Origin of the sequence: Croceibacter atlanticus HTCC2559 (assembly GCF_000196315.1) — a bacterium.
In the GTDB taxonomy this organism is placed as follows: Bacteria; Bacteroidota; Bacteroidia; order Flavobacteriales; family Flavobacteriaceae; genus Croceibacter; species Croceibacter atlanticus.
The window spans coordinates 1,878,244-1,898,099 of sequence record NC_014230.1; the positions used below are offsets into that span (position 1 = coordinate 1,878,244).

The 19,856-nt window shown below is 33.3% G+C and carries 21 protein-coding genes; 9 read left to right on the top strand and 12 right to left on the bottom strand.

The features are described 5' to 3' along the window. Positions 1-133: 133 nt before the first annotated feature. Entirely contained in the window at positions 134-1,411 is a 1,278-nt protein-coding gene (rocD, locus tag CA2559_RS08490) for an ornithine--oxo-acid transaminase (protein ID WP_013187461.1), read from the top strand. A gap of 75 nt (positions 1,412-1,486) precedes the next feature. On the opposite strand, the gene CA2559_RS08495 is transcribed toward rocD, so the two are convergent. Genes CA2559_RS08495 through CA2559_RS08505 form a run of 3 tightly spaced genes read right to left on the bottom strand, consistent with a single transcriptional unit; the run spans position 1,487 to position 4,134 of the window. Beyond that, entirely contained in the window at positions 1,487-1,822 is a 336-nt protein-coding gene (locus CA2559_RS08495; protein ID WP_013187462.1) for a CCC motif membrane protein, read from the bottom strand. 56 nt (positions 1,823-1,878) lie between these two features. Then, entirely contained in the window at positions 1,879-2,151 is a 273-nt protein-coding gene (locus CA2559_RS08500; RefSeq protein ID WP_013187463.1) for a DUF2752 domain-containing protein, read from the bottom strand. A 3-nt stretch (positions 2,152-2,154) separates the two neighbouring features. Beyond that, the gene (locus CA2559_RS08505) at positions 2,155-4,134 is read right to left on the bottom strand and encodes a T9SS type A sorting domain-containing protein (protein WP_013187464.1); all 1,980 of its coding nucleotides are present in this window, start codon (positions 4,132-4,134) and stop codon (positions 2,155-2,157) included. A gap of 85 nt (positions 4,135-4,219) precedes the next feature. Here CA2559_RS08505 and CA2559_RS08510 point away from each other — a divergent pair, with 85 nt between their 5' ends. Together CA2559_RS08510 and CA2559_RS08515 are read left to right on the top strand one after the other, a co-directional pair. Continuing rightward, positions 4,220-4,420 (top strand): hypothetical protein, encoded by a 201-nt coding sequence (locus CA2559_RS08510; protein WP_013187465.1) that lies wholly within the window; start codon positions 4,220-4,222, stop codon positions 4,418-4,420. Continuing rightward, positions 4,410-4,964 (top strand): Smr/MutS family protein, encoded by a 555-nt coding sequence (locus tag CA2559_RS08515; RefSeq protein ID WP_013187466.1) that lies wholly within the window; start codon positions 4,410-4,412, stop codon positions 4,962-4,964. Before CA2559_RS08510 ends, CA2559_RS08515 begins: the two co-directional genes overlap by 11 nt. On the opposite strand, the gene CA2559_RS08520 is transcribed toward CA2559_RS08515, so the two are convergent. Continuing rightward, a complete protein-coding gene (locus tag CA2559_RS08520; RefSeq protein ID WP_013187467.1) occupies positions 4,961-5,851 on the bottom strand; it encodes a hypothetical protein in 891 nt (296 codons plus the stop codon). The two genes, CA2559_RS08515 and CA2559_RS08520, sit on opposite strands and share 4 nt — an antisense overlap. Positions 5,852-5,951: 100 nt before the next feature. Between CA2559_RS08520 and CA2559_RS08525 the strand changes: the two genes are divergently transcribed. Continuing rightward, complete coding sequence (locus CA2559_RS08525) at positions 5,952-7,100, top strand: cysteine desulfurase family protein (RefSeq protein WP_013187468.1); 1,149 nt, start codon at positions 5,952-5,954, stop codon at positions 7,098-7,100. Positions 7,101-7,107: 7 nt separating this feature from the next. On the opposite strand, the gene CA2559_RS08530 is transcribed toward CA2559_RS08525, so the two are convergent. Beyond that, positions 7,108-7,776 (bottom strand): ABC transporter ATP-binding protein, encoded by a 669-nt coding sequence (locus tag CA2559_RS08530; protein WP_013187469.1) that lies wholly within the window; start codon positions 7,774-7,776, stop codon positions 7,108-7,110. 24 nt (positions 7,777-7,800) lie between these two features. Further along, positions 7,801-10,233, bottom strand: a complete 2,433-nt coding sequence (locus CA2559_RS08535; RefSeq protein WP_013187470.1) for a DUF5916 domain-containing protein — start codon at positions 10,231-10,233, stop codon at positions 7,801-7,803. Positions 10,234-10,376: 143 nt separating this feature from the next. Between CA2559_RS08535 and msrA the strand changes: the two genes are divergently transcribed. The 3 genes from msrA to CA2559_RS08550 all read left to right on the top strand — a co-directional run bounded on the left by msrA (position 10,377) and on the right by CA2559_RS08550 (position 11,897). Beyond that, the gene (msrA, locus tag CA2559_RS08540) at positions 10,377-10,916 is read left to right on the top strand and encodes a peptide-methionine (S)-S-oxide reductase MsrA (protein WP_013187471.1); all 540 of its coding nucleotides are present in this window, start codon (positions 10,377-10,379) and stop codon (positions 10,914-10,916) included. A gap of 3 nt (positions 10,917-10,919) precedes the next feature. After that, positions 10,920-11,519, top strand: a complete 600-nt coding sequence (folE, locus tag CA2559_RS08545; protein WP_013187472.1) for a GTP cyclohydrolase I FolE — start codon at positions 10,920-10,922, stop codon at positions 11,517-11,519. 69 nt (positions 11,520-11,588) lie between these two features. Then, positions 11,589-11,897, top strand: coding sequence for a hypothetical protein (locus CA2559_RS08550; protein ID WP_013187473.1), 309 nt, complete (start codon positions 11,589-11,591; stop codon positions 11,895-11,897). Positions 11,898-12,017: 120 nt separating this feature from the next. On the opposite strand, the gene CA2559_RS08555 is transcribed toward CA2559_RS08550, so the two are convergent. The 6 genes from CA2559_RS08555 to CA2559_RS08580 form a co-directional block, all read right to left on the bottom strand. Next, positions 12,018-12,584: a hypothetical protein gene (locus CA2559_RS08555; RefSeq protein WP_013187474.1), complete on the bottom strand. Its 567-nt coding sequence runs from the start codon at positions 12,582-12,584 to the stop codon at positions 12,018-12,020. Positions 12,585-12,684: 100 nt separating this feature from the next. Further along, the gene (locus CA2559_RS08560) at positions 12,685-15,084 is read right to left on the bottom strand and encodes a TonB-dependent receptor (protein WP_013187475.1); all 2,400 of its coding nucleotides are present in this window, start codon (positions 15,082-15,084) and stop codon (positions 12,685-12,687) included. A gap of 68 nt (positions 15,085-15,152) precedes the next feature. Continuing rightward, complete coding sequence (locus CA2559_RS08565) at positions 15,153-15,473, bottom strand: hypothetical protein (RefSeq protein WP_013187476.1); 321 nt, start codon at positions 15,471-15,473, stop codon at positions 15,153-15,155. 8 nt (positions 15,474-15,481) lie between these two features. Next, the gene (locus CA2559_RS08570) at positions 15,482-15,784 is read right to left on the bottom strand and encodes a DUF6787 family protein (protein ID WP_013187477.1); all 303 of its coding nucleotides are present in this window, start codon (positions 15,782-15,784) and stop codon (positions 15,482-15,484) included. Between the two features lie 17 nt (positions 15,785-15,801). Beyond that, entirely contained in the window at positions 15,802-16,218 is a 417-nt protein-coding gene (locus CA2559_RS08575) for a DUF6146 family protein (protein WP_013187478.1), read from the bottom strand. Positions 16,219-16,308: 90 nt separating this feature from the next. Further along, entirely contained in the window at positions 16,309-16,941 is a 633-nt protein-coding gene (locus tag CA2559_RS08580) for a DUF937 domain-containing protein (protein WP_013187479.1), read from the bottom strand. 155 nt (positions 16,942-17,096) lie between these two features. Here CA2559_RS08580 and CA2559_RS08585 point away from each other — a divergent pair, with 155 nt between their 5' ends. Both CA2559_RS08585 and CA2559_RS08590 read left to right on the top strand, forming a co-directional pair. After that, positions 17,097-19,097: a sensor histidine kinase gene (locus tag CA2559_RS08585; protein WP_083798870.1), complete on the top strand. Its 2,001-nt coding sequence runs from the start codon at positions 17,097-17,099 to the stop codon at positions 19,095-19,097. Beyond that, positions 19,094-19,816 (top strand): response regulator, encoded by a 723-nt coding sequence (locus CA2559_RS08590; RefSeq protein ID WP_013187481.1) that lies wholly within the window; start codon positions 19,094-19,096, stop codon positions 19,814-19,816. Before CA2559_RS08585 ends, CA2559_RS08590 begins: the two co-directional genes overlap by 4 nt. The last annotated feature ends 40 nt before the right edge of the window (positions 19,817-19,856 follow it).

Consider the following 19,856-nt stretch of genomic DNA (forward strand, 5'->3'; position numbering starts at 1 on the left):
AATGATTATGAATATTGGGGCTTTATACCATATTTATGAAAAATTTATTTTCAAACCCTTAATTTTGTGAATATCGGATGATTTCTCTCCCAAAGTAGGAATAGATAATTGTTTCAGAAAAAAAATAAATACTATGACTGTTGACACTATTACATCGTCAAAACAAGCCATTGAATTAGAAGATAAATATGGTGCACATAACTATCACCCACTTCCAGTAGTACTGGCAAAAGGTGAAGGTGTACACGTATGGGATGTCGAAGGAAAAAAATATTACGACTTTCTTTCTGCTTACTCTGCAGTAAACCAAGGACACTGTCATCCTAAAATTGTAGGTGCTATGAATAGCCAAGCAGAAACGCTTACGCTTACTTCTAGAGCATTTTATAATGATATGCTTGGTAAATATGAAAAGTTTGCATCAGACTATTTTAAGTTTGATAAGCTTTTACCTATGAATACTGGAGCAGAAGCTGTTGAAACTGCTATAAAGATTTGTAGAAAATGGGCCTATGAGAAAAAAGGTGTTAAAGAAACAGACGCTCAAATAATTGTTTGTGAAAATAACTTCCACGGGAGAACAACAACTATAATTTCATTTTCTAATGATGAAGGTGCCCGTAAAAACTTTGGACCATACACTCCAGGATTTATAAAGATTCCTTACGATGATACAGAAGCTTTAGAGAACGCTTTAAAGCAAGAAAATGTTGCAGGATTTTTAGTTGAGCCTATTCAAGGTGAGGCTGGAGTTTACACACCAGCAGATGACTTTATGAAAAAGGCAAAGCAATTGTGTAATGATAATAACGTGTTATTTATTGCAGATGAAATACAAACTGGTATAGCTAGAACGGGTGGTTTACTTGCAGTATGTGGTAACTGCTCTTGTGAAAACCACTGTGAAAGACAAGAAACATATAGTAGACCAGATATTTTAATATTAGGTAAAGCACTTTCTGGTGGTGCATACCCAGTATCTGCTGTTTTAGCAGATGATGAGATTATGAATGTTATAAAGCCTGGACAACACGGTTCTACCTTTGGAGGAAATCCTGTGGCAGCAGCAGTTGCTATGGCTGCACTACAAGTTGTTCAAGATGAAAACTTAATTCAGAATGCAAGAACATTAGGAGAGTTATTTAGATCTGAAATGGCTAAATATATTGAAACTTCAAATATTGTTTCATTAGTTAGAGGTAAGGGTTTACTTAATGCAATTGTAATTAATGATTCCGAAGACAGCTCAACAGCTTGGGATATGTGTATGGCATTAAAAGAAAATGGTCTTTTAGCTAAACCTACTCACGGAAACATTATACGTTTTGCACCACCGTTGGTGATGACTAAAGAACAATTGTTAGACTGTGTTTCAATAATTACAGAAACACTTAAAACATTTGAAAAATAGTGTTACAAAACATCTTATATAATAAAAAACCTGCTAGTTATAGCAGGTTTTTTTTGTGATTTTAACAAAGGTAACTTAGTATTGACCTTCACCATATTGTTCCAGCATTTCTTGTTGCATTTCCTGTAAGCCTTCCATGCCACCATAAAATACTAACATTCCGATGATTAGTAATATATAGATAACACTAAGAGCTAAACCAATATAAGCTAATATTTTTCCTGTTTTTACATTTTGATATCCAGAGTATAATTCTGGGCTTACTAAATAAGTTTCTGTTGCTTTCTTAGCTAAGACAATTGTAATTATGGCTAAAATAAGACCAATAACTCCATAGCAGCAACATCCTATTATAGATAGAATACCAAGAATTAATATTAAAGTTGAATTAGGTAAATTTTGTTTTTCCATGTGGATTAAGGTTTCTGATTAGGTAGTTTAAATATAGTAAATGTAAGTAATTGAATTTATAAATATTTTAGAAGATAGCTAACAACCATAACTAAAGCTGTTAAACCTCCTAAGATGGCTACAATTTTTCCGTAAAATTTAACTGGGTAAAAAAAGTTTACGCCAACAAAAATGAGTAAACTAAGTAATGGGTAAACTGCAGGATACATTACAAAAGCGGCAGTAAATTCACCTTGAATAAGAAGCGAAATTGATCGTTGTAGGCCACAGCCTAAACACTCAACCCCAAAGAACTTTTTATTTAGGCAAGGAAGCATGAAGTCTTCCATGTACTATCTATTATTTGAAACAGTGATTTTTTTAGAAAATGTTATGTTATCACTAGTCGTAATATTAACAACATAAATAGCTTCTTGAAGATTTCTAGTACTAAAAGTATACACAGATTGTCCTTCTAGGTTTTGTTCGTTAATCACTTTTTTTCCAGTAATATCATATAGTGCAACAGATTTTAGATCTAAAGCATTAGGGTTTCTTATTTCTAATTGAGAAGCTGAATTATTCTGGAAGACATCAAAGTTTTCAGCTGCAAAGTCTTTAGTGTCTAATACTTCCTGTTCTTGGAAAGTTAGGAAGAAACGCCCATCATAATTTCCTGCTTGTAAGGTAGTGGTCCAAGAGTTGTAATTTATATCATAATAAACTCCTGTTTCACTATCTAAAATATAAACATTTTCTGTATTAAAATTTTCAAAACTAGTGGCTGTAAACTTCACGTCCATTTGAGAATCTAAAACTAGCGAAAGTGGTATTTCTTCTGTAACATCAAAAGGTCTTACATCTATATAATACTTGTCGTTATTGTTTAAAATAGCAGCATCAGAAGCTAATGAATTTCTAAGTCTGGCATCCATTGCATAGTCTACACCTCGAGATGAGTTATGCCAAAAGCCTATAGAAATCTGCCTATTATAAGCGTGATTTAACTCTATATTTAGTTTTAACTTAGGAATGACTATAAGTTCATCTTCATCAAAATTTTCAGTAGTAATATTTTCTGAAGTATTTCTATGAAAAGTAGAGTTTGAAGAAGCTGTTTCTGGGATATAAGCTCTGTGCCTATTCTCAAAAGTAAATGAGTTGTCTAAATTACTGGTCGTCTCAACAAAGAATCCTTGTGCTATTGGTAAGTAGCGTCTATCTCTAGCATCACCTTCTACACCTGTTTCAGAATTTGCGATTGGTTCACCATCATTTGTATACATAATGAAAGTAGCGCCAACAGACATTCCTGTAGTGCCACAATCAACAGGAGCAAAAGCTTCGTAACCTGCTTGATAATCTACAAGAAAATGAGACTGAACGCTAGGATCACTGTCATAAAAATAAGCAATACCAGTTGTATTATCTTTTCTAGTAATAGAGCCACACGATGTTAATGTTACTGGTACATCTGGAGTGTCTGGATCATTGTCATCATCTATATCAGAATTCACTGAGTGTTCTAATAAGAAGTAACTAAGGTCTAAAGCAGATGGATAAGGGTTACCTATAAAAACAGAATGTCCTGGTGTTATAGGAGTAATACTTCCAATTTCTATAGTTCCAGAATTAGGACGTCCTCTAAAATCAAAACGTTGTGCACTACCAGAATTGTTTACAACACCTTCGCCTGCATCAGATACTGTAGGATCTGCACCTGTTACACCTTTCATTGTAAAGCCATATCCTGCAGGTATAGTATAATCATCACCACCAACTTGTTGCCATCCTAAATAATCATCTCCAGTAGGGTAATAGAAAAACCAATAGCTTGGTAAAGATAGTGGTTCTGGGTCTGGTGTAGCGCTAGCGTCTCCAACAGAACTTTCATAACCACCAATTAATTTAACAGGAGATGAATAGGTTTTATCTACAGGTGTAAACAAAGTAGACGATGGTCCAAATGTTGCATTACCATCAGCTAAAGTAACTCCAGAACTGTTTACAGCTACACTAACAGGAGATGTCCAGTTGTTATAATCCCATTGGTTGGTTGTACCTTCTTGGTATACAGATAGCAAACCGTCACCTTTGTTTAATTGATCTCCGCCATCACCTTGTATTAGTTGTGCTTCACGCCTTAAATAAATACTGGCTTCGGTTAATGTATCGTTTACATTCTTTGTAAGATTAACATCTTCTTTTACATATAAGATTTCATCTATGACATAAATAAATGTGTCATCTCCAGTATTGGTAGGCTTTACCGATAACTGTGCTAAAGATACACCGCTTATTAAAATGCTAAGAATTGTAATAATACACTTCATACTTTGTAAATTTGGGGTAAAATTAAGGTTTTGCCTTAACTTGTCATAAACAATAAGGTTAAATATACATTATTTTTAATAATATATGAAGTCTAATAAAAATACACAATACCTTGGTTATTTGAGTCTTAGTGTTGGTGCTATACTCGTAATTTATAATCTTTCAGACAACAGTACTTCGCAACTCATAGGTTTTTTGGGGATTTGCTTTTTAATGTTCGGCATTTATAAATTAATAAAACGTAATGATGATTTAGAACAATCTGAGATAGAGGATGAGCAATAAATTTAACGTTGGCGATAGGATAGCGGTTATAGATGATAATCTAGAAGGTTACATTAAACACATTGAGAATAATAATATCACTATTGAAGATGAAGATGGTTTTGAACTTCACTTTAATGAGAATGAGATTGTGCGTATAGGAAAACCTCAATATAAAATTGATACCAAACACGTTGATTTTGAACAGATTTTGAAAGAAAAATCATCTGTTAAACGAGGTGCTAAAGAACGCGTAAAGCCTAAACAGCGAAACGCTCCAGCAATGGAGGTAGACTTACACATACATAAACTTACAAAGTCTGAACGTGGCCTAACGGCTTATGACAAGTTAAACCTGCAAATAGATACTGCTAAACGTAAGTTAGATTTTGCTATACAAAAGCGTATTCAGAAACTTGTATTTATTCACGGTGTAGGTGAAGGTGTCCTAAAAGCTGAGTTAGAAACTATGCTTAGACGCTACGATAACTTAAAGTATTATGATGCAGATTATAAAACCTATGGTTTAGGTGCTACAGAAGTTTATATATATCAAAACTCTTAGTTGCCTTCAATAGTTATTTCTACATCTGGAACTTCAAGAATACCTAAATCATAAGTGCCTTGTATAGCTTGAATATCTTGACCACTAAACGTTAAGTTGGTTAACCTTACCAAAGTTCTAAACACAACTGTGTAGGTGTTTTCAATATTTACTTCTTCAGGAACATCAAAACTTTCAGTTTCATTTACATCTTTAAATCTTGCTATGCTATTGGCGCCAATATCATTTCTTGGGTTTCCGTCCATATCTTCATCTTCGTTTTTAGTTGGTATACCATCATTATCATCATCTGGATCTAAGTAATCTGGATCTCCATCTTCATCTGTATCTAACAGCATAGTGTCTGGAGTATTTCCTAACTCTGCACTTGTAGGTACATTATCACCATCATCGTCTATATCTTGATAATCTAAAATACCATCGCCATCTGTGTCTTGCTGGCTATCTTCATTTTCTTCATCATTAGTTAAACCATCTCCATCTTCATCTTCAGTATCTGGAATAGCTGTTGTGGTTAAAGTAGCTGTACCACCATTTGTACTCACAAATTCTTGTAATACTCTTGGAGAAGTAGGAGGTATTTCATTACAAAAATAACTGCTGCCTGTAATAGAGTTATCAAATGTTCTGTACACTAATTGGTTGCTTGTGTTTAAATCTATTGTTATAACGCCTAATTCTTCTCCTGTAAAATCATTGTCTTCAAAAGAAAGGGAAATTGATTCAAAAATGTCATCATTATTAGTTTTGTAAAGCACTTTAGTTGTGCCTTCACCACATAATGAGAGATCTGCATCTTCAAAATCAAAACTGGTTACAATAATATCACCATCGTCACAAGACGCTAATACAGCTATAAATAGAAAAAGAAATAGGGTGCGAGTCATTATCAAAATTTTCAACAAAATTAATTGAATTCCTATTGATAACGCTTCTGCTTGGGAATAATTTTATTTCTACTATTTTTGCCGCTACTAGCAAACAATTATGAGAAAAGTATATTTTGACAGTGCGGCCACAACGCAGGTAAGAAAAGAAGTCATTGAGAAAATGACGCAGGTAATGAGTGAGTGTTATGGAAACCCTTCATCTACACATGCTTTTGGAAGAGCTGCAAAGACTTTAATAGAGCAGGCTCGAAAGGATGTTGCGAAACACTTAAATGTTTCTGCTGGCGAAATTATTTTCACTTCTGGAGGTACAGAGGCAGATAACCTGGCAATTTGCTCGTCTGTTAAAGATTTAGGGGTTACACGCATCATAACTTCAAGAATAGAGCACCACGCGGTTTTACATACTGTACAGGAAATGCAAGACAAGCATAATGTTACGGTAGATTATGTAAACCTGAAAGATTGTGGGAGCATAGATAGTTCTCACCTCGAAGAGTTGCTAGGTAATAGTACCGAAAAAACATTGGTAAGCTTAATGCATATTAATAATGAGGTTGGTAATATGCTGGACATAAAAGCTGTTGCTAAACTTTGTAAATCTCATAATGCCTTATTTCATTGTGATACAGTACAATCTGTAGGTCATTTTAAGTTAGATTTTTCTGAAATACCAGTAGATTTTACAGCTGTAAGTGCTCACAAATTTCACGGCCCAAAAGGTGTTGGTTTTGCATTTATTAGAAAAAATAGTGGTTTAAAACCTATGATTGTAGGTGGAAGCCAAGAGCGAGGTATTAGAGCAGGTACAGAAAGTGTGCACAATATTGTTGGTTTATCTGAAGCATTAAATATTTCTTATGCAAATTTAGAGGAAGAGAAATCCTACATAAAATCTTTAAAACAATACTTTAAAGACCAACTACAAGAACATATTCCAGAAGCTTCTTTAAATGGAGGCTGCTCTGATAATGATAATAGCACCTATACCTTGCTTAATGTGTGTTTACCAATTGCAGCAGAAAAGGCAGTTTTACTTTTATTTCAACTAGATTTAAATGGTATTGCTTGCTCTAAAGGTAGTGCTTGCCAAAGTGGTAGTGGCCAAGCATCTCACGTTTTACAGGCAATTTTAGAAGACGATAAATTAAAGCGACCTTCAGTTAGATTTTCGTTCTCAAAATACAACACGAAAGAAGAAATAGATTATGTGATTGGCGTACTCAAGAATTTTATGGAAAGCTAATTATTAATTAGTTAACTATCTTACCATCAACCATTGTTAGTTTTCTATCTGCCATATTTGCAAGTTCTTCGTTATGGGTTACAATAACAAAGGTTTGTCCAAATTCATCTCTAAGTTTAAAAAATAGTTGGTGTAAGTTTTCAGCACTTTCACTATCTAAATTTCCAGATGGTTCATCTGCTAAGATTACGGCAGGATTATTAATTAAAGCTCTGGCAACAGCAACACGTTGTTGCTCACCACCACTTAACTCAGATGGTTTGTGATAAGCTCTTTTTTCAACACCTAAAAACGATAATAACTCCTTAGCTCTTTGCTCCGCTTGTGCTTTAGAGGTGCCTTTAATAAATGCTGGCAAGCATACATTCTCTAATGCTGTAAATTCAGGTAATAGTTGGTGAAACTGAAAAATAAACCCAATATGTTCATTTCTGAATTTAGAAAGTGATTTTCCTTTTAAGCTTGTAGCCTCTTTTGAATTTATAATAAGCTTTCCTTGAGTGTTCGAGTTGTTGTCTGAAGCATCAAGGGTACCTAATATTTGAAGTAATGTTGTTTTTCCAGCACCAGAAGCACCTACAATAGAGACAATCTCACGTTCTGCAATATGGAGATCAACGCCTTTTAAAACGTGTAAATCACCGTAGTGTTTATGAATGTTTTCTGCTATAATCATGGGCATCTGTTAAGAATAACAAAGCTATGCTTTATTTCCGAATGAGTTTTTAAGATTATTATAATCTATAAAATATACCAAACGTAGCGATAGTTGATTAAGGCTTGGTTGGTCAAATAACGTATTAAGACTTTCAGTATAATCTACAGTAGACTGGTCATCTTGATTAAATATTTGGTTTCTGTAAAGTAACGTTGCAACGCTACCAGGTGCAAACCTCCAGCTGTAAGAAAGATCGATATTCCAAATATTAAAATTGGTGTTAGGATCTCTATTTTCAGAATCTTCTGTGTCATAGGCAATTTGTGATCTAGTTCCGTCTTCATTAAGTTTAAAGAATACATCTTCGGTATAGTCTGCCACACTCCAGAAGTTTCTAAACCTAAGGTTAAGGGCTTTAAATGGATCAAAATTAAAATTAGCAGAAATAGTATTTTCTAAAGAGGTACGATCACGTTGTCCTAGGAAAACATCATCACCATTATTATCTATATAACCAAACTCTTTTTCATTTTGAGCGTAGTTACTACTAACCACTAGTAAAAATTTATCTGAAAAACGATATCTTGGAGAAACATTAAGTGAAAGGTTATCTTGAGGGTCTTCATAAAAATGCCTGAAACCTAGACTTAAATCTAATGCAAACTTCTTTCTATAATCTGAAGATATCCAGCCACGACCACCAATACTTGAGCTATATGTAACAAATCTGCCAGGTAAACGCGGCTCAAAGTAATCTTGTGTGTCTGAGTCATAATACACATTACCACCAAAAGAAAAACGCTCTATAGTATTAAAATATGCATCTACATTTATGTTATTATTAGTTTGCACGCTTGGTTTGTATAACCTGTTATGCCTAGCTGTTATAGAAAAACTGTAGTTGTTGAAACGTTTTGTAGGTTCAAATATTTGGTAGCTTGCTGCAGCTACGAAATTGTTAAAATTGTTTCTGAAAACTAAACCTAAATCATTAATATCATAAGTTGTGTTGGCAAAGTCATGACCAACTCTATATCTGAAATTACCATCAATTTTAGCTATATCAAGTTCAGATAAAAAGCCAGAGGTAATGCCATCTGTATCCATTACATTGCTTACAATTGCTCTACCTGAAGCCCCAAATTTGTTGTTTTTGTCTGCAGTGTCAAATACAAAAGCACTTACATTGGCATCTCTAAAGTCTCCTTCTCTAGTAACGTTTGTGTTTACTAAAGAAATAGATGAGTTTCCATTAAACTGTTGATCTAATACAAATACATTATAATTTGCAAGTGGCTCTACCACAACTTCTCTTTTTGTATTTGTAACTGTATCTTCAATAATAGCTCTAGTTTCTTCTGTAATAGAATTTAAAAAACCAATCCCTAATTTGTCTTTGGTTCTTCCAGAAATCTTAAGAGCGTTTAGGAGGTTTACTTTTTGAGGGTTTTCAATATAACGTTCATTGGCATTTAAACGAGATCCTCTAGTTGGTCCATTACCAATACGTCTTGAGAAGAAAATGCCACCTTTGTCAAAAAGTTCTGTACCTTCTGTAAAAAACTGTCTGTTTTCACCAAAAGTTTGTTCAAAAGGACCTAGGTTTAGTCTAACATTATCAAATGCAACTTGTCCAAAATCGGGTATTAGAGTCATATCTAATGTAAAGCTGTCACTTAAGCCATACTTTAAATCCATACCTGCACTAAACTCTGTTTCTGTTACACCATCAAAATTAGTGACAATACCTTGTGCGAAAGGGAAAAAGGTTAACCTCACAGGTGGCTCTATATCTCTTACGCCATTAATGGTAGCATTATATTGAGTCTCCCTACCAACTTCTCTATTTATATAATTATAGGTGTAAGTTTCATTACGATCTATAATACTTCGATACATATTCAAACTCCAATCCTGTATATCTTCCTCAGGAAAACGTAATGCGTTATAAGGTATTTTAAACTCTGCAAACCATCCACGGTCGTTAATAGTGGCTTTAGCATCAAACACAACATCATAACTAAAATCCTGCCTATTTTGAGATACTTTAGAGTCACCTATGGTACCAGCACTGGTAATGTAAAATCGAGTTTCATTAATACTATCGTTGTAAGTATTTAAAGCAATAGAGATTACATCTGCCTGAACATTTATTTCGTCTCTTTGGCTAAACTGTCTTCTTATGGAAGAAGGATCGTCATCATACATATATGCAGCAAAATAAACGGCACTATTATCGTATGCCATTTTTAGTATCGTACGGTGTGTTTTTGGCGCCTTACCCTCATTACTTGGTTGTAGCATATTAAAATCTGTATGTATAGGTAATGTTTGCCATACAGCATCGTCTAAGATACCATCTATTTTAGGTGGATTGCTAATACGTTCTGCAACGATAATTTTAGATGGCTCTGTTTGAGCTGTAAGTATTGAAATAAAAAATAAGCTAAAAAATAAGGGTAAGGAGTAATTCACTGAAAATGAGGTGTTTTAATAAATTGGGAATGTCTAAACAAAATTATTGTTCCAATGCTTTTCTTTTCATAAGGAAATGTTAAATAATTTTGTTTATTAATTTATTGAAATAGATAAACAAAAATTACACTAATTTTACATAAATGAAAGAGAAAACAGAAGTAGCAACATTTGCAAATGGTTGTTTTTGGTGTACGGAAGCCGTATTTCAACGCTTTAAGGGTGTAAACAAAGTACAGTCTGGATTTACTGGCGGAATGATTAAAAATCCGCCTTATAGAGAAGTTGTTTCAGGAAGAACTGGTCATGCAGAAGCTTTACAGATTACCTTTAATCCAGATATTATTACTTTTAAAGAGCTTTTGTATGTGTTTTTTTCTACACACGATCCTACCACTTTAAATAGGCAAGGTGCAGATGTTGGTACACAATATAGGAGTGCTATATTTTACCATTCCAATAGTCAAAAAGAAATGGCTAAAGCTGTTATTAAAGAGTTAGATGCAGATACCATTTTTAATGCGCCTATAGTTACAGAGGTTACTGAAGCTTCTGAATTTTATGTGGCAGAAGAAGAACATCAAAATTTTTATAATAACCATCCTGAGTATGGATATTGTAAATTTGTAATAGATCCTAAAATAAATAAAATACAGAAGTATTTCTCTGATAAACTAAATTAAAGAATGGCATTATACCGAAATTTTGAAGAATTTAATATAGAAGTAACAGATGAAATAAAGTCTCAATTTTCTTCTATCATAACTAACTTAGGAGAAGATGTAGCGCGAGAAGGTATAGTAAAAACACCAGAACGTGCAGCAAAGGCAATGCAGTTTTTAACATCTGGATATGATATAGATGCTGCAGAGATCCTTAAAGGCGCTATGTTTAAAGAGGATTATAATGATATGGTTGTAGTAAAAAACATTGAGCTTTATTCACTTTGTGAACACCATATGTTACCATTTTTCGGTAAAGCCCATATAGCCTATATCCCTAATGGACATATTGTAGGACTTAGTAAACTACCAAGAGTTGTAGATGTGTTTGCAAGACGTTTACAAGTGCAAGAACGTTTAACTCACGACATTTTAGAATGTATTAATGATACATTAAAACCAAAAGGTGTTGCTGTTGTTATTGAGGCTAGCCATATGTGTATGATGATGCGTGGCGTGCAAAAGCAAAACAGCACTACAACAACATCTGGTTTTAGAGGACAGTTTGAAGCTCAGGAGACTAGAAATGAGTTTCTTAAACTTATTAGTAGCGATTTAGCTTAGAGAGAACACAACAATTTCGGCATCTTTTTTGTTATTAAGATATAGATTCATCAATTTAAATTAATCAACATGAAAAACCGAAATTATAAATTATTAGGAAAAAGTGTTCTTATGGATGCTATAGGTATGGCTACAATGGCTATACCTGTTTTAGGGCCGTTTGTAGATATCTTATGGGCGCCGATTGCAGCTAAGAAAATGACAGAAATGTTTCCTGGCAGAAAAGGGAAAATTGCATCTGTAATTACTTTTCTTGAAGAAATTTTACCGTTTACAGATGTTATTCCAACATTTACATTAATGTGGTTATATACCTATGTTTGGAGTACATCTAAAGAAGTAGTACAAGAACCAATTGAGGTGGAGATAGTTTCATAAAATCATTTGCAATCAATATATAACCTCAAGAGTTTTCTTGAGGTTTTTTTATACAAAAAAAGAGCGGCTAACCACAACCGCTCTTTTAAATTCAAATCAATACGAATTAAAGCGTATTAATTATTCAACAATCACGTTGAATGTCTGTGTTACATCTGTTTCACCACCAGCATTAGTAATGTCGCCTTCTGCAACACCACTAGCATCTTTGCTCGGTTCGTGACGCAATGTTACTGTAAAAGTTCCGTTTGAAGCTTCACCGGTTATTAAGCTAAAGTTAATTCCTACAGGATTTCCATCTGCATCTGCATCTGCATAATCTGTAGTAACATTTAAGCTAGTAGATGCTTGATAAAAAAACTGGTGCTCATCTGCCTCTTCTGCAACCTCTTCGGTAATATCTTCTGCAGGAGATTCTGTTTCGTTAAGTAATGTAACTGTTCCCGTATAGGTAGTGTTAGCCAATAGGTTTACATCATCTATCACAGGAGCGTTTGGTCCATCACCATCTAAATCTGTAGCAGTAAATGTTACTGTTGGGTTACCTTCAGAAGTTAAAGAAATTGTAGTTGTAGTAATTAATTCTTCTTCATTCACTATTTCTGGAATACTATCATCATCACTTGAACAAGAGAAAATAAATAATGATGCAAGGGCTAAAGTTGATAATTGTTTTAAGGTGTTCATTGTTTGCTTTTTTAGTATGTAGTGGTTGAACCTATCGAAACCACTTTGATATTAATTTATGTATGATGATTTCGAATGGCTCAATCATCGTAAGTTATTGTTAGTAATTTAATTTTAGTCTTAGAGTTACGTTTCTTCCTAAATCATCTGCATAATAGCGTAGTCTATTTAAGTAGTCACGATACTCTGTATTAAAAATATTTGAGACATCAAGCCCAACATTTAATGTGCTTTTATTAAACACAGAAAAGTCTATACTGCTTGTAAAACCTAGTAAATGATAAGCATCTGGTGGTGTGCTTAAATCAACTACTTCAGTAGTTTCGGTCTCTGGGATAAAAACTTCAAAATTGTTATTTGGAAATTCATTTTGTCTAAAAACATATTGGCTTGTAATACCTAATTTTAGGTTATTTAATTTTTCATTTTTAAACGTTAAACTATTTGTTGTGTTAACTGGCGGCATATTTATTAACGCACGATCTAAAGAGGTATCTCTTCCTTTAACGATACTAAGCTGGTGGTTTGTGCTAAAACTTTTAGTAAGCTGTAACCTGGCATCAACATCTACTCCTAATAATCTTGCTTGAGTTTGCCTGTATTCCCAAACCTGAAAATTACCTCGTATGGTTTGCTCTATACCAGTTGGTTCAATTAAGATAAAATCTGAAATGAAGTTAGCAAATGGACTTACAGAAAATGAAATATGCTTAGTGTCGTGCTCTAACGTGACACTAAATTTATTAGCTCTTTCTGAATTAAAACTTAAGTCGCCAATTTCTATTCGAGATGCTGAATGGTGTAAACCTTCACTAAATAATTCTGAAGGGTTTGGAGATCTTGAAGCTAATGAATAGTTACCAAGAAGCTTATATGTATTATTTAATGCTAAACTAAAGCCAGCAGTTGCAGAAACATTATGATAATCGAAATTCGGATTTGTAAGGATCTGATTTTCATTTCTATCTATTTCAAACTCTGGATAGGTTTCATCATAACCGCGCTCTTCCCATCTAGATAGCCTATAAAATTTAAAAGCATCTATATTTTGAAAGTCATAACGTAAGCCAGATTCTACAGTTAACGTAGGAGATAGGTTATACGTTAGTGCGGCATAAGCTCCTAAATCGTAACGTTCATAATCTGGTATTAACCGTCTTACTCCAGTTGATGGATCTGCAAAATTATCTTGATACCCAAATGAGAAACCTGTCTTAATTTCATAATCTATTTTAGCATCATAAACCAAATCTGCATTAAAGTGATGTGTTGCTAACTCTAAATCTACACTTGGTCTATTGTCTTCACTATCTCTTCTAATATCATATTCTAAACGATTGTTTAATTGAAAATCATATTGCGCAGATATCTTTCCGAAATTTTCAAACCTTTTAAACAGCTTCAGTTTTGCTAAATGATGATTCACATCTTGCCTTGGTGCTATTATATCATAAGTAAAATCATCTATAATGAACGGTCTGTCACTATTTATAGCACGTACTTGATCTTCTGCACCACCAAGGTGAGAAGCCCTTAGTATTCCTACTTCATTATCAAAATAGGAGTAATATGCATCAAAACCCCAAGAAAACTTATTAAGACCAAATCCTAAAGAGAAATCTTTTTCATCTTGACCTGTATTACTTAAAATATAATCTGGCGTTTCAAAATCTCCAAAGCGTTTATACGTTCCTTGAACTCTAGTATACCAACCAGACTTAAACGCCTTAGTGAGGTTAGAAGTAAGTGTGCCGCCACGACCATTTGTAGATCCTGTAATTATAGTTTTTCCATAGATAGTATCTTTTAATGGTGCTTTTTCTGGTTCTACAATTACAATACCACCAACTGCGCCACCACCATATTGTAATGCATTGGCTCCTTTTATTACAGCAACTTTACCAGCAGCATTTAAATCTACATTTGGTGCGTGTTCTGCTCCCCATTCTTGGTCTTCCATTTTAGTGCCATTATTATAAATAAGGACACGACTGCTATGTAAACCTTGTATAACAGGTTTAGCTACAGTATTTCCTGTATTTAAAGTAGATACGCCACTTATAGATTTTAAGGCATCACCTAAAGAACCGCTTGTTTTTGCATCTAAAATTTCAGAATCTAAAACCTGTTCTTGTGCAGACAGTACGTTTTTCTTGAATACAGCACCTTTAATGGTAACTTCTCCAAGTTCTTCTAAATGATGTTCTAGCTTAATATCTAAAGTTGTATTACCAGAAACAGTTACTTGTACTGCTTTGGTATCACATTCAGGATGTGAAACTTGCAATGTGTAACTGCCATCACACAACCCTTTAATGGTATAGTTACCATCAAAGTCTGATAGTACAGCCTTCTCTAAGCCAGCTACAATAAGAGTAGCGCCAATTAAAGGTGAGTTATCGTGAAAATCTACAATAGTTCCTTGCAATGTATACTCACATTCTTGCGCATTTACAAAAAGTGTACATATACAAGCACATACCCATAGGTATTTTTGCATGTCGTGAAAATTTTAAAATTGAAAACTATCCTGTTGCATATACACGCAAAGGATATTAAGAATGGAAATTATGATAAAGAAGGTGGTCCTCTAAGTGAGACCGATGTAGAAGATGTTAAGACCACACCTTCATTAATCTTGAAATTTTGGGTTTGTGGTAATACAAACGACCAAATTTCATAATTAGGGACATTAAAAACAACAACAGGATTTAACTGAAACTTATAAAAATTACAGTCTAAATGTTTCTCGTGAAAATGAGTATCGCTAGGGTTGTCACAAAGCTTATGTTCATGTTGCTCTAATGCATGACCAAATGAAACCCCTAATGGAAATAGGAGTACAGCGGTAGCTATAATTGCAATATGTTTAAAAAACTTTGTTTTCAATGTATGTTTTAATCTAAGAATTTTGCAAAACCGAGACGTCTAAGCATTTTCTTTTCGAAAGCCCAGAAGAATTGGAATTGACCAAATATCCAGCCGAAAATAATCAAAAGCACTTGATAAACAGGGAAAATTAACAAAATCCTAACAGGCCAGTAAATCCAACCGCTAGTGTTTTCTTGGGTAATACCTAAAAATTCGACTATAGGACCAGCAATTTTTGCAGATGTAGATCCTGTAATGCCAAACACTATAAAAATTACCACTACTTGCCAGTTAGAAGAAATTCCCCAACGTTCTTTAAGCTTTTTCATTCGGCAAAATTACAAATTTACCTTAGTTTCTGATTGTAAGTTTCTTCAAAAAATTCGAAGTAATTAAATAAAAGATAATTTACTTCATAGCCATAATCTATACCAGGTTGGTAATCTATTTGTTGTTCGTAAAGGTTAGTTCTGTTATATCGAGAATCTAATACACGCCTATTGTATTCCTGAACAGAAAACAAATTTCTGTTTTCTAAAACCTTTTGTATGTAATAACCGCGAGGTGGTTGTGTTACTAGCCAACTTTGAAAACCTGGCTCGATAATTATAATTTCATATTCTAAACTATCATTAGCAATGCGTACAGTATCTAGAGACTTAGTTTTAGATTCTTTATCGGTATGAGCTGCATCTGTAGTGTTAGTAGTTGCACAAGCTATTATTAACAATGCAAGCAGTAATGTTGGTATAATCTTTTTCATAACTAAAAAGATACAAAAACGATTCCAATTTTATATAAACAAAAAACCAGTTGCCTTAAGACAACTGGTTTTATTTATATAGTAGTAAAATTATTTTCCAAATAAGCCACCAAGCATACCGCCAAGGCCTCCTTTTTTCTTATTTCCGCCAAGAACCATTCCGGCAACATCATCTATAACACTACCATCACCATCTGCGTCTAAAAGCGTTTCAATTAAAGATTGATCATTTGTACTTTGCGATCCTAAAACAGAACCTAATAAATCTCCAAGACCGTTTTGACTTACATTGTCCTTACGCTTTTGGCTTCCTAATATTCCCATAATTATCGGTGCAGCCATTTTTATGATTTGGCCTACACTACCAGCATCTACACCACTTGTTTTACTAATGGTTTGCTCTACACGTTCTTGCTTGCCGCCTAAAACGTGACCTAAAATACCACCACCATCACTCATTAAATCATCTAGACCTCCACCACTTAATAAACCACCTAAGTTATCTAATAAAGAACCATCGTGTTTATTATTTTCTAAGGCACTATTTAGGCTTGCTGCACCATCTGGAGTTGCTGCATTCCTTTTCATTGCTCCTAATATTAGAGGCATAGCCGAGCTTAATACAGAAGCTGTACGGTCTGGGCTAGTATTGGTTTTTTCACTAGCACTACTAATAAGTTGTTTGCCAATGTCTGTATTTAATAAATCTAAAATTGAAGCCATAATAAAGAATTAGTTGAAATGTTAAAATTTTAAGATTTGAAAGTTAGTCAATTAATTTAAAAATCAGAAAATAAATTCATCACAAAATATTGCCTTTCGTCACATGTATATGATCTTGTATAGCTATATTAATATCTTTATAAGGTTTGAAGCATATGAAATATAGCCCCATTTATATTATCTTATTACTATTCTTTACGCAAATGTCTGCGCAAGAGAATGATAAGGATTTAAACAATTTGTTTAATGCTGTAACAACTATTGAAGTTACACCAAACGCATTACAGAATTATTTTTATAAGATCACAGATAATTACTTACTCACAGAGCACAGAGAATCTTTTACAGGTTTTTTTAATTATGTAGAATCAGATTTAGAATTAATGAACTCTACAGTGTTTAAGGATCACTATTATCTTTTTAAGGCAAGGTCTTATAGGCTCTCTAATGAATTTGGTAAAGCTTTTTCTAGTCTAAATAATATAAGTGATAAGTTATCAGGCTTTTCAAAAAAGGACAGTGTTAACTATTTTGTTATGTACCACCTTGCTACCACAGAGCTTGGGCTGTTTAAACAAAGTATTAACTATGCCCAGATTATTAACTCTATAGATGATATACCATCTACTAGAGAGCCAGGTATGGCACCAGATATATATTTTTTAGTGTCAAGTGATTTATCTTATAACAAGCTAGGTGATTATAAAAATGCTATTCGCATAGCAAAATCTAAGTTCGAAAAGTTTAAGGAGCTGTATCCTAAAGATTATTACTTTCTATTTAATAGGGCTAATAATATAGGTGTTTACTATAATAATTATAACAAGCCAGATAGTGCATTAGTTTATTTTAATAAAGCAATGTCTTATTTGGATTATGAGGGTTTTAATGGTTCTAAGAGTACAGATAAATATAGATCGTTTGTTCAAGGAAATGTAGCGCAGTCTTATATGTTAATGGAGCATTATAAAGAAGCAATCCCATTATTAGAGGACGATGTAGAAAAGTCTCTTGACTATTTTCCCTACAATGCATTAATAAGCTCTGTATTGTTAGCAGAAAGTCATGTTAAACTTAATAATGTAGCAAAAGCCGAACGTGTATTGTCTAGGTTTGATAGTATTTCTAATGCTACAGAACGATTACAAAACCCAGAGTTTAGAGACAAACTATTTGCCATTAAAGCAAAAATTGCAGAACAAAAAGGAAACCATGTAAAAGCCATTGAAATCTTAAATGCTCAAATAAAGTTTAGAGATTCTAACAAAGCTGCAGAAAAACTTGAGGAAGCAATTTCATTACAGTCTGCTTTCGAATTAGAGAAAAAAGAAGCAGAGCTACTTGCCTCTAAAGTAAAAGCTAATGAAATGGAAGTAACCTTAAATAAGCGTAATTATAGTATTATAGGAGGCTTACTTTTAATAATACTTTTAGCCTGCTTACTAGTTTGGTACCGTTTGAATAGTTTGAAGCAAAAAGCTCAAAACAAAGAATTTAAACTACTAACTGAAACTATAGCAGAAAAGAATAAGGTAATTAATATAGCACTTCAGGAAAAGGATACACTTTTAAAGGAAATACATCATCGTGTAAAAAATAACTTGCAAGTGGTTTCCAGTCTTTTAAGTTTACAAAGTAACAATATTAGTAGTACCGTTGTAAGAGAGGCTTTACTAGATGGGCAAGCAAGAGTTAGATCTATGGCGTTGGTACACCAAAGGTTATATGAAACAGATAATTATAAGGATATTGTTTTTAATGACTACATAGGCCAACTTGTGCAAAATTTAATAGCAACTTATAGAGTAGATAATAAAGTAGAATACACTATTAACTCTAAAGAAATAGTAGATATAGATATAGCTGTGCCTCTTGGTTTAATAATTAATGAGGTAGTCACAAATACTTTAAAGTATAGTGAAAAAGATGTGCTAAGGTTGTCTATAAATTTTAACGAAAAGAACACAAATCATTATAAATTAGTAATCTCAGATAATGCCTTAGGATTTAATCTTGAAGAAGTGAAAAAACGAAAGACCTTAGGTCTTAAATTAATAGAAATATTGGTGAAACAGTTAGAAGGAAATCTTGATATAGATACTTCAACTAAATCACCAACAACATATACAATTGAGTTTCCAAAAACTGACAAATGAAAAAAAACATTCTCATAGTAGAAGATGAGCTTTTAATTGCTGAAGATATTAAGTACAATTTAGAGCGTTTAAATTATAACGTATCAGGTATTGCCATAAGAGCTTCAGAAGCACTTACAATACTTGAAAACAATAGTGTAGATTTAGCTTTGCTGGATATTAATATTAAAGGAGAATTAGATGGCATAGAGTTAGGAAGAAAGATTAGATCTCTTTATCCAATGCCAATTGTGTACCTAACATCTAACTCAGACAAACGCACTGTGGAACGTGCTGTTGAAACAGAGCCATCTGGCTATGTGGTTAAACCTTATAACAAAACAGATCTTTTTACAACACTTACGTTAGCTCTTCATAACTCAGATAAAAACGAGAAGCCACAAGAAAAACAATCTACACAAGGTAAAGGTAAGTCTGTGTTTTTTAAAGTAGAAGGTACTTATACAAAAGTATTGTTTGATAATATATTATTTTTTAGAACCGCAGGAAATTACATTGAGATTCATAAAATTGGAGGAGTAGACTTGGTAAGGATGACAGTTAAGGAATTGTTTGAACATGTAGCTTCAGGAAATTTCTTGAGAGTACATAAATCCTATATTTTAAATAGGGATAAAATAACTGGATTTAATGGTAAAGAGGTTTTTATAGGAGATAGGAAGTTTCCTATGGGTGGCGTTTATAAAGATGAAGTCTTTCAAGTGTTAGATGTAAACTAAATTTTGTCACAAATAACTTAGGTTTTGTCACATCAGTCTA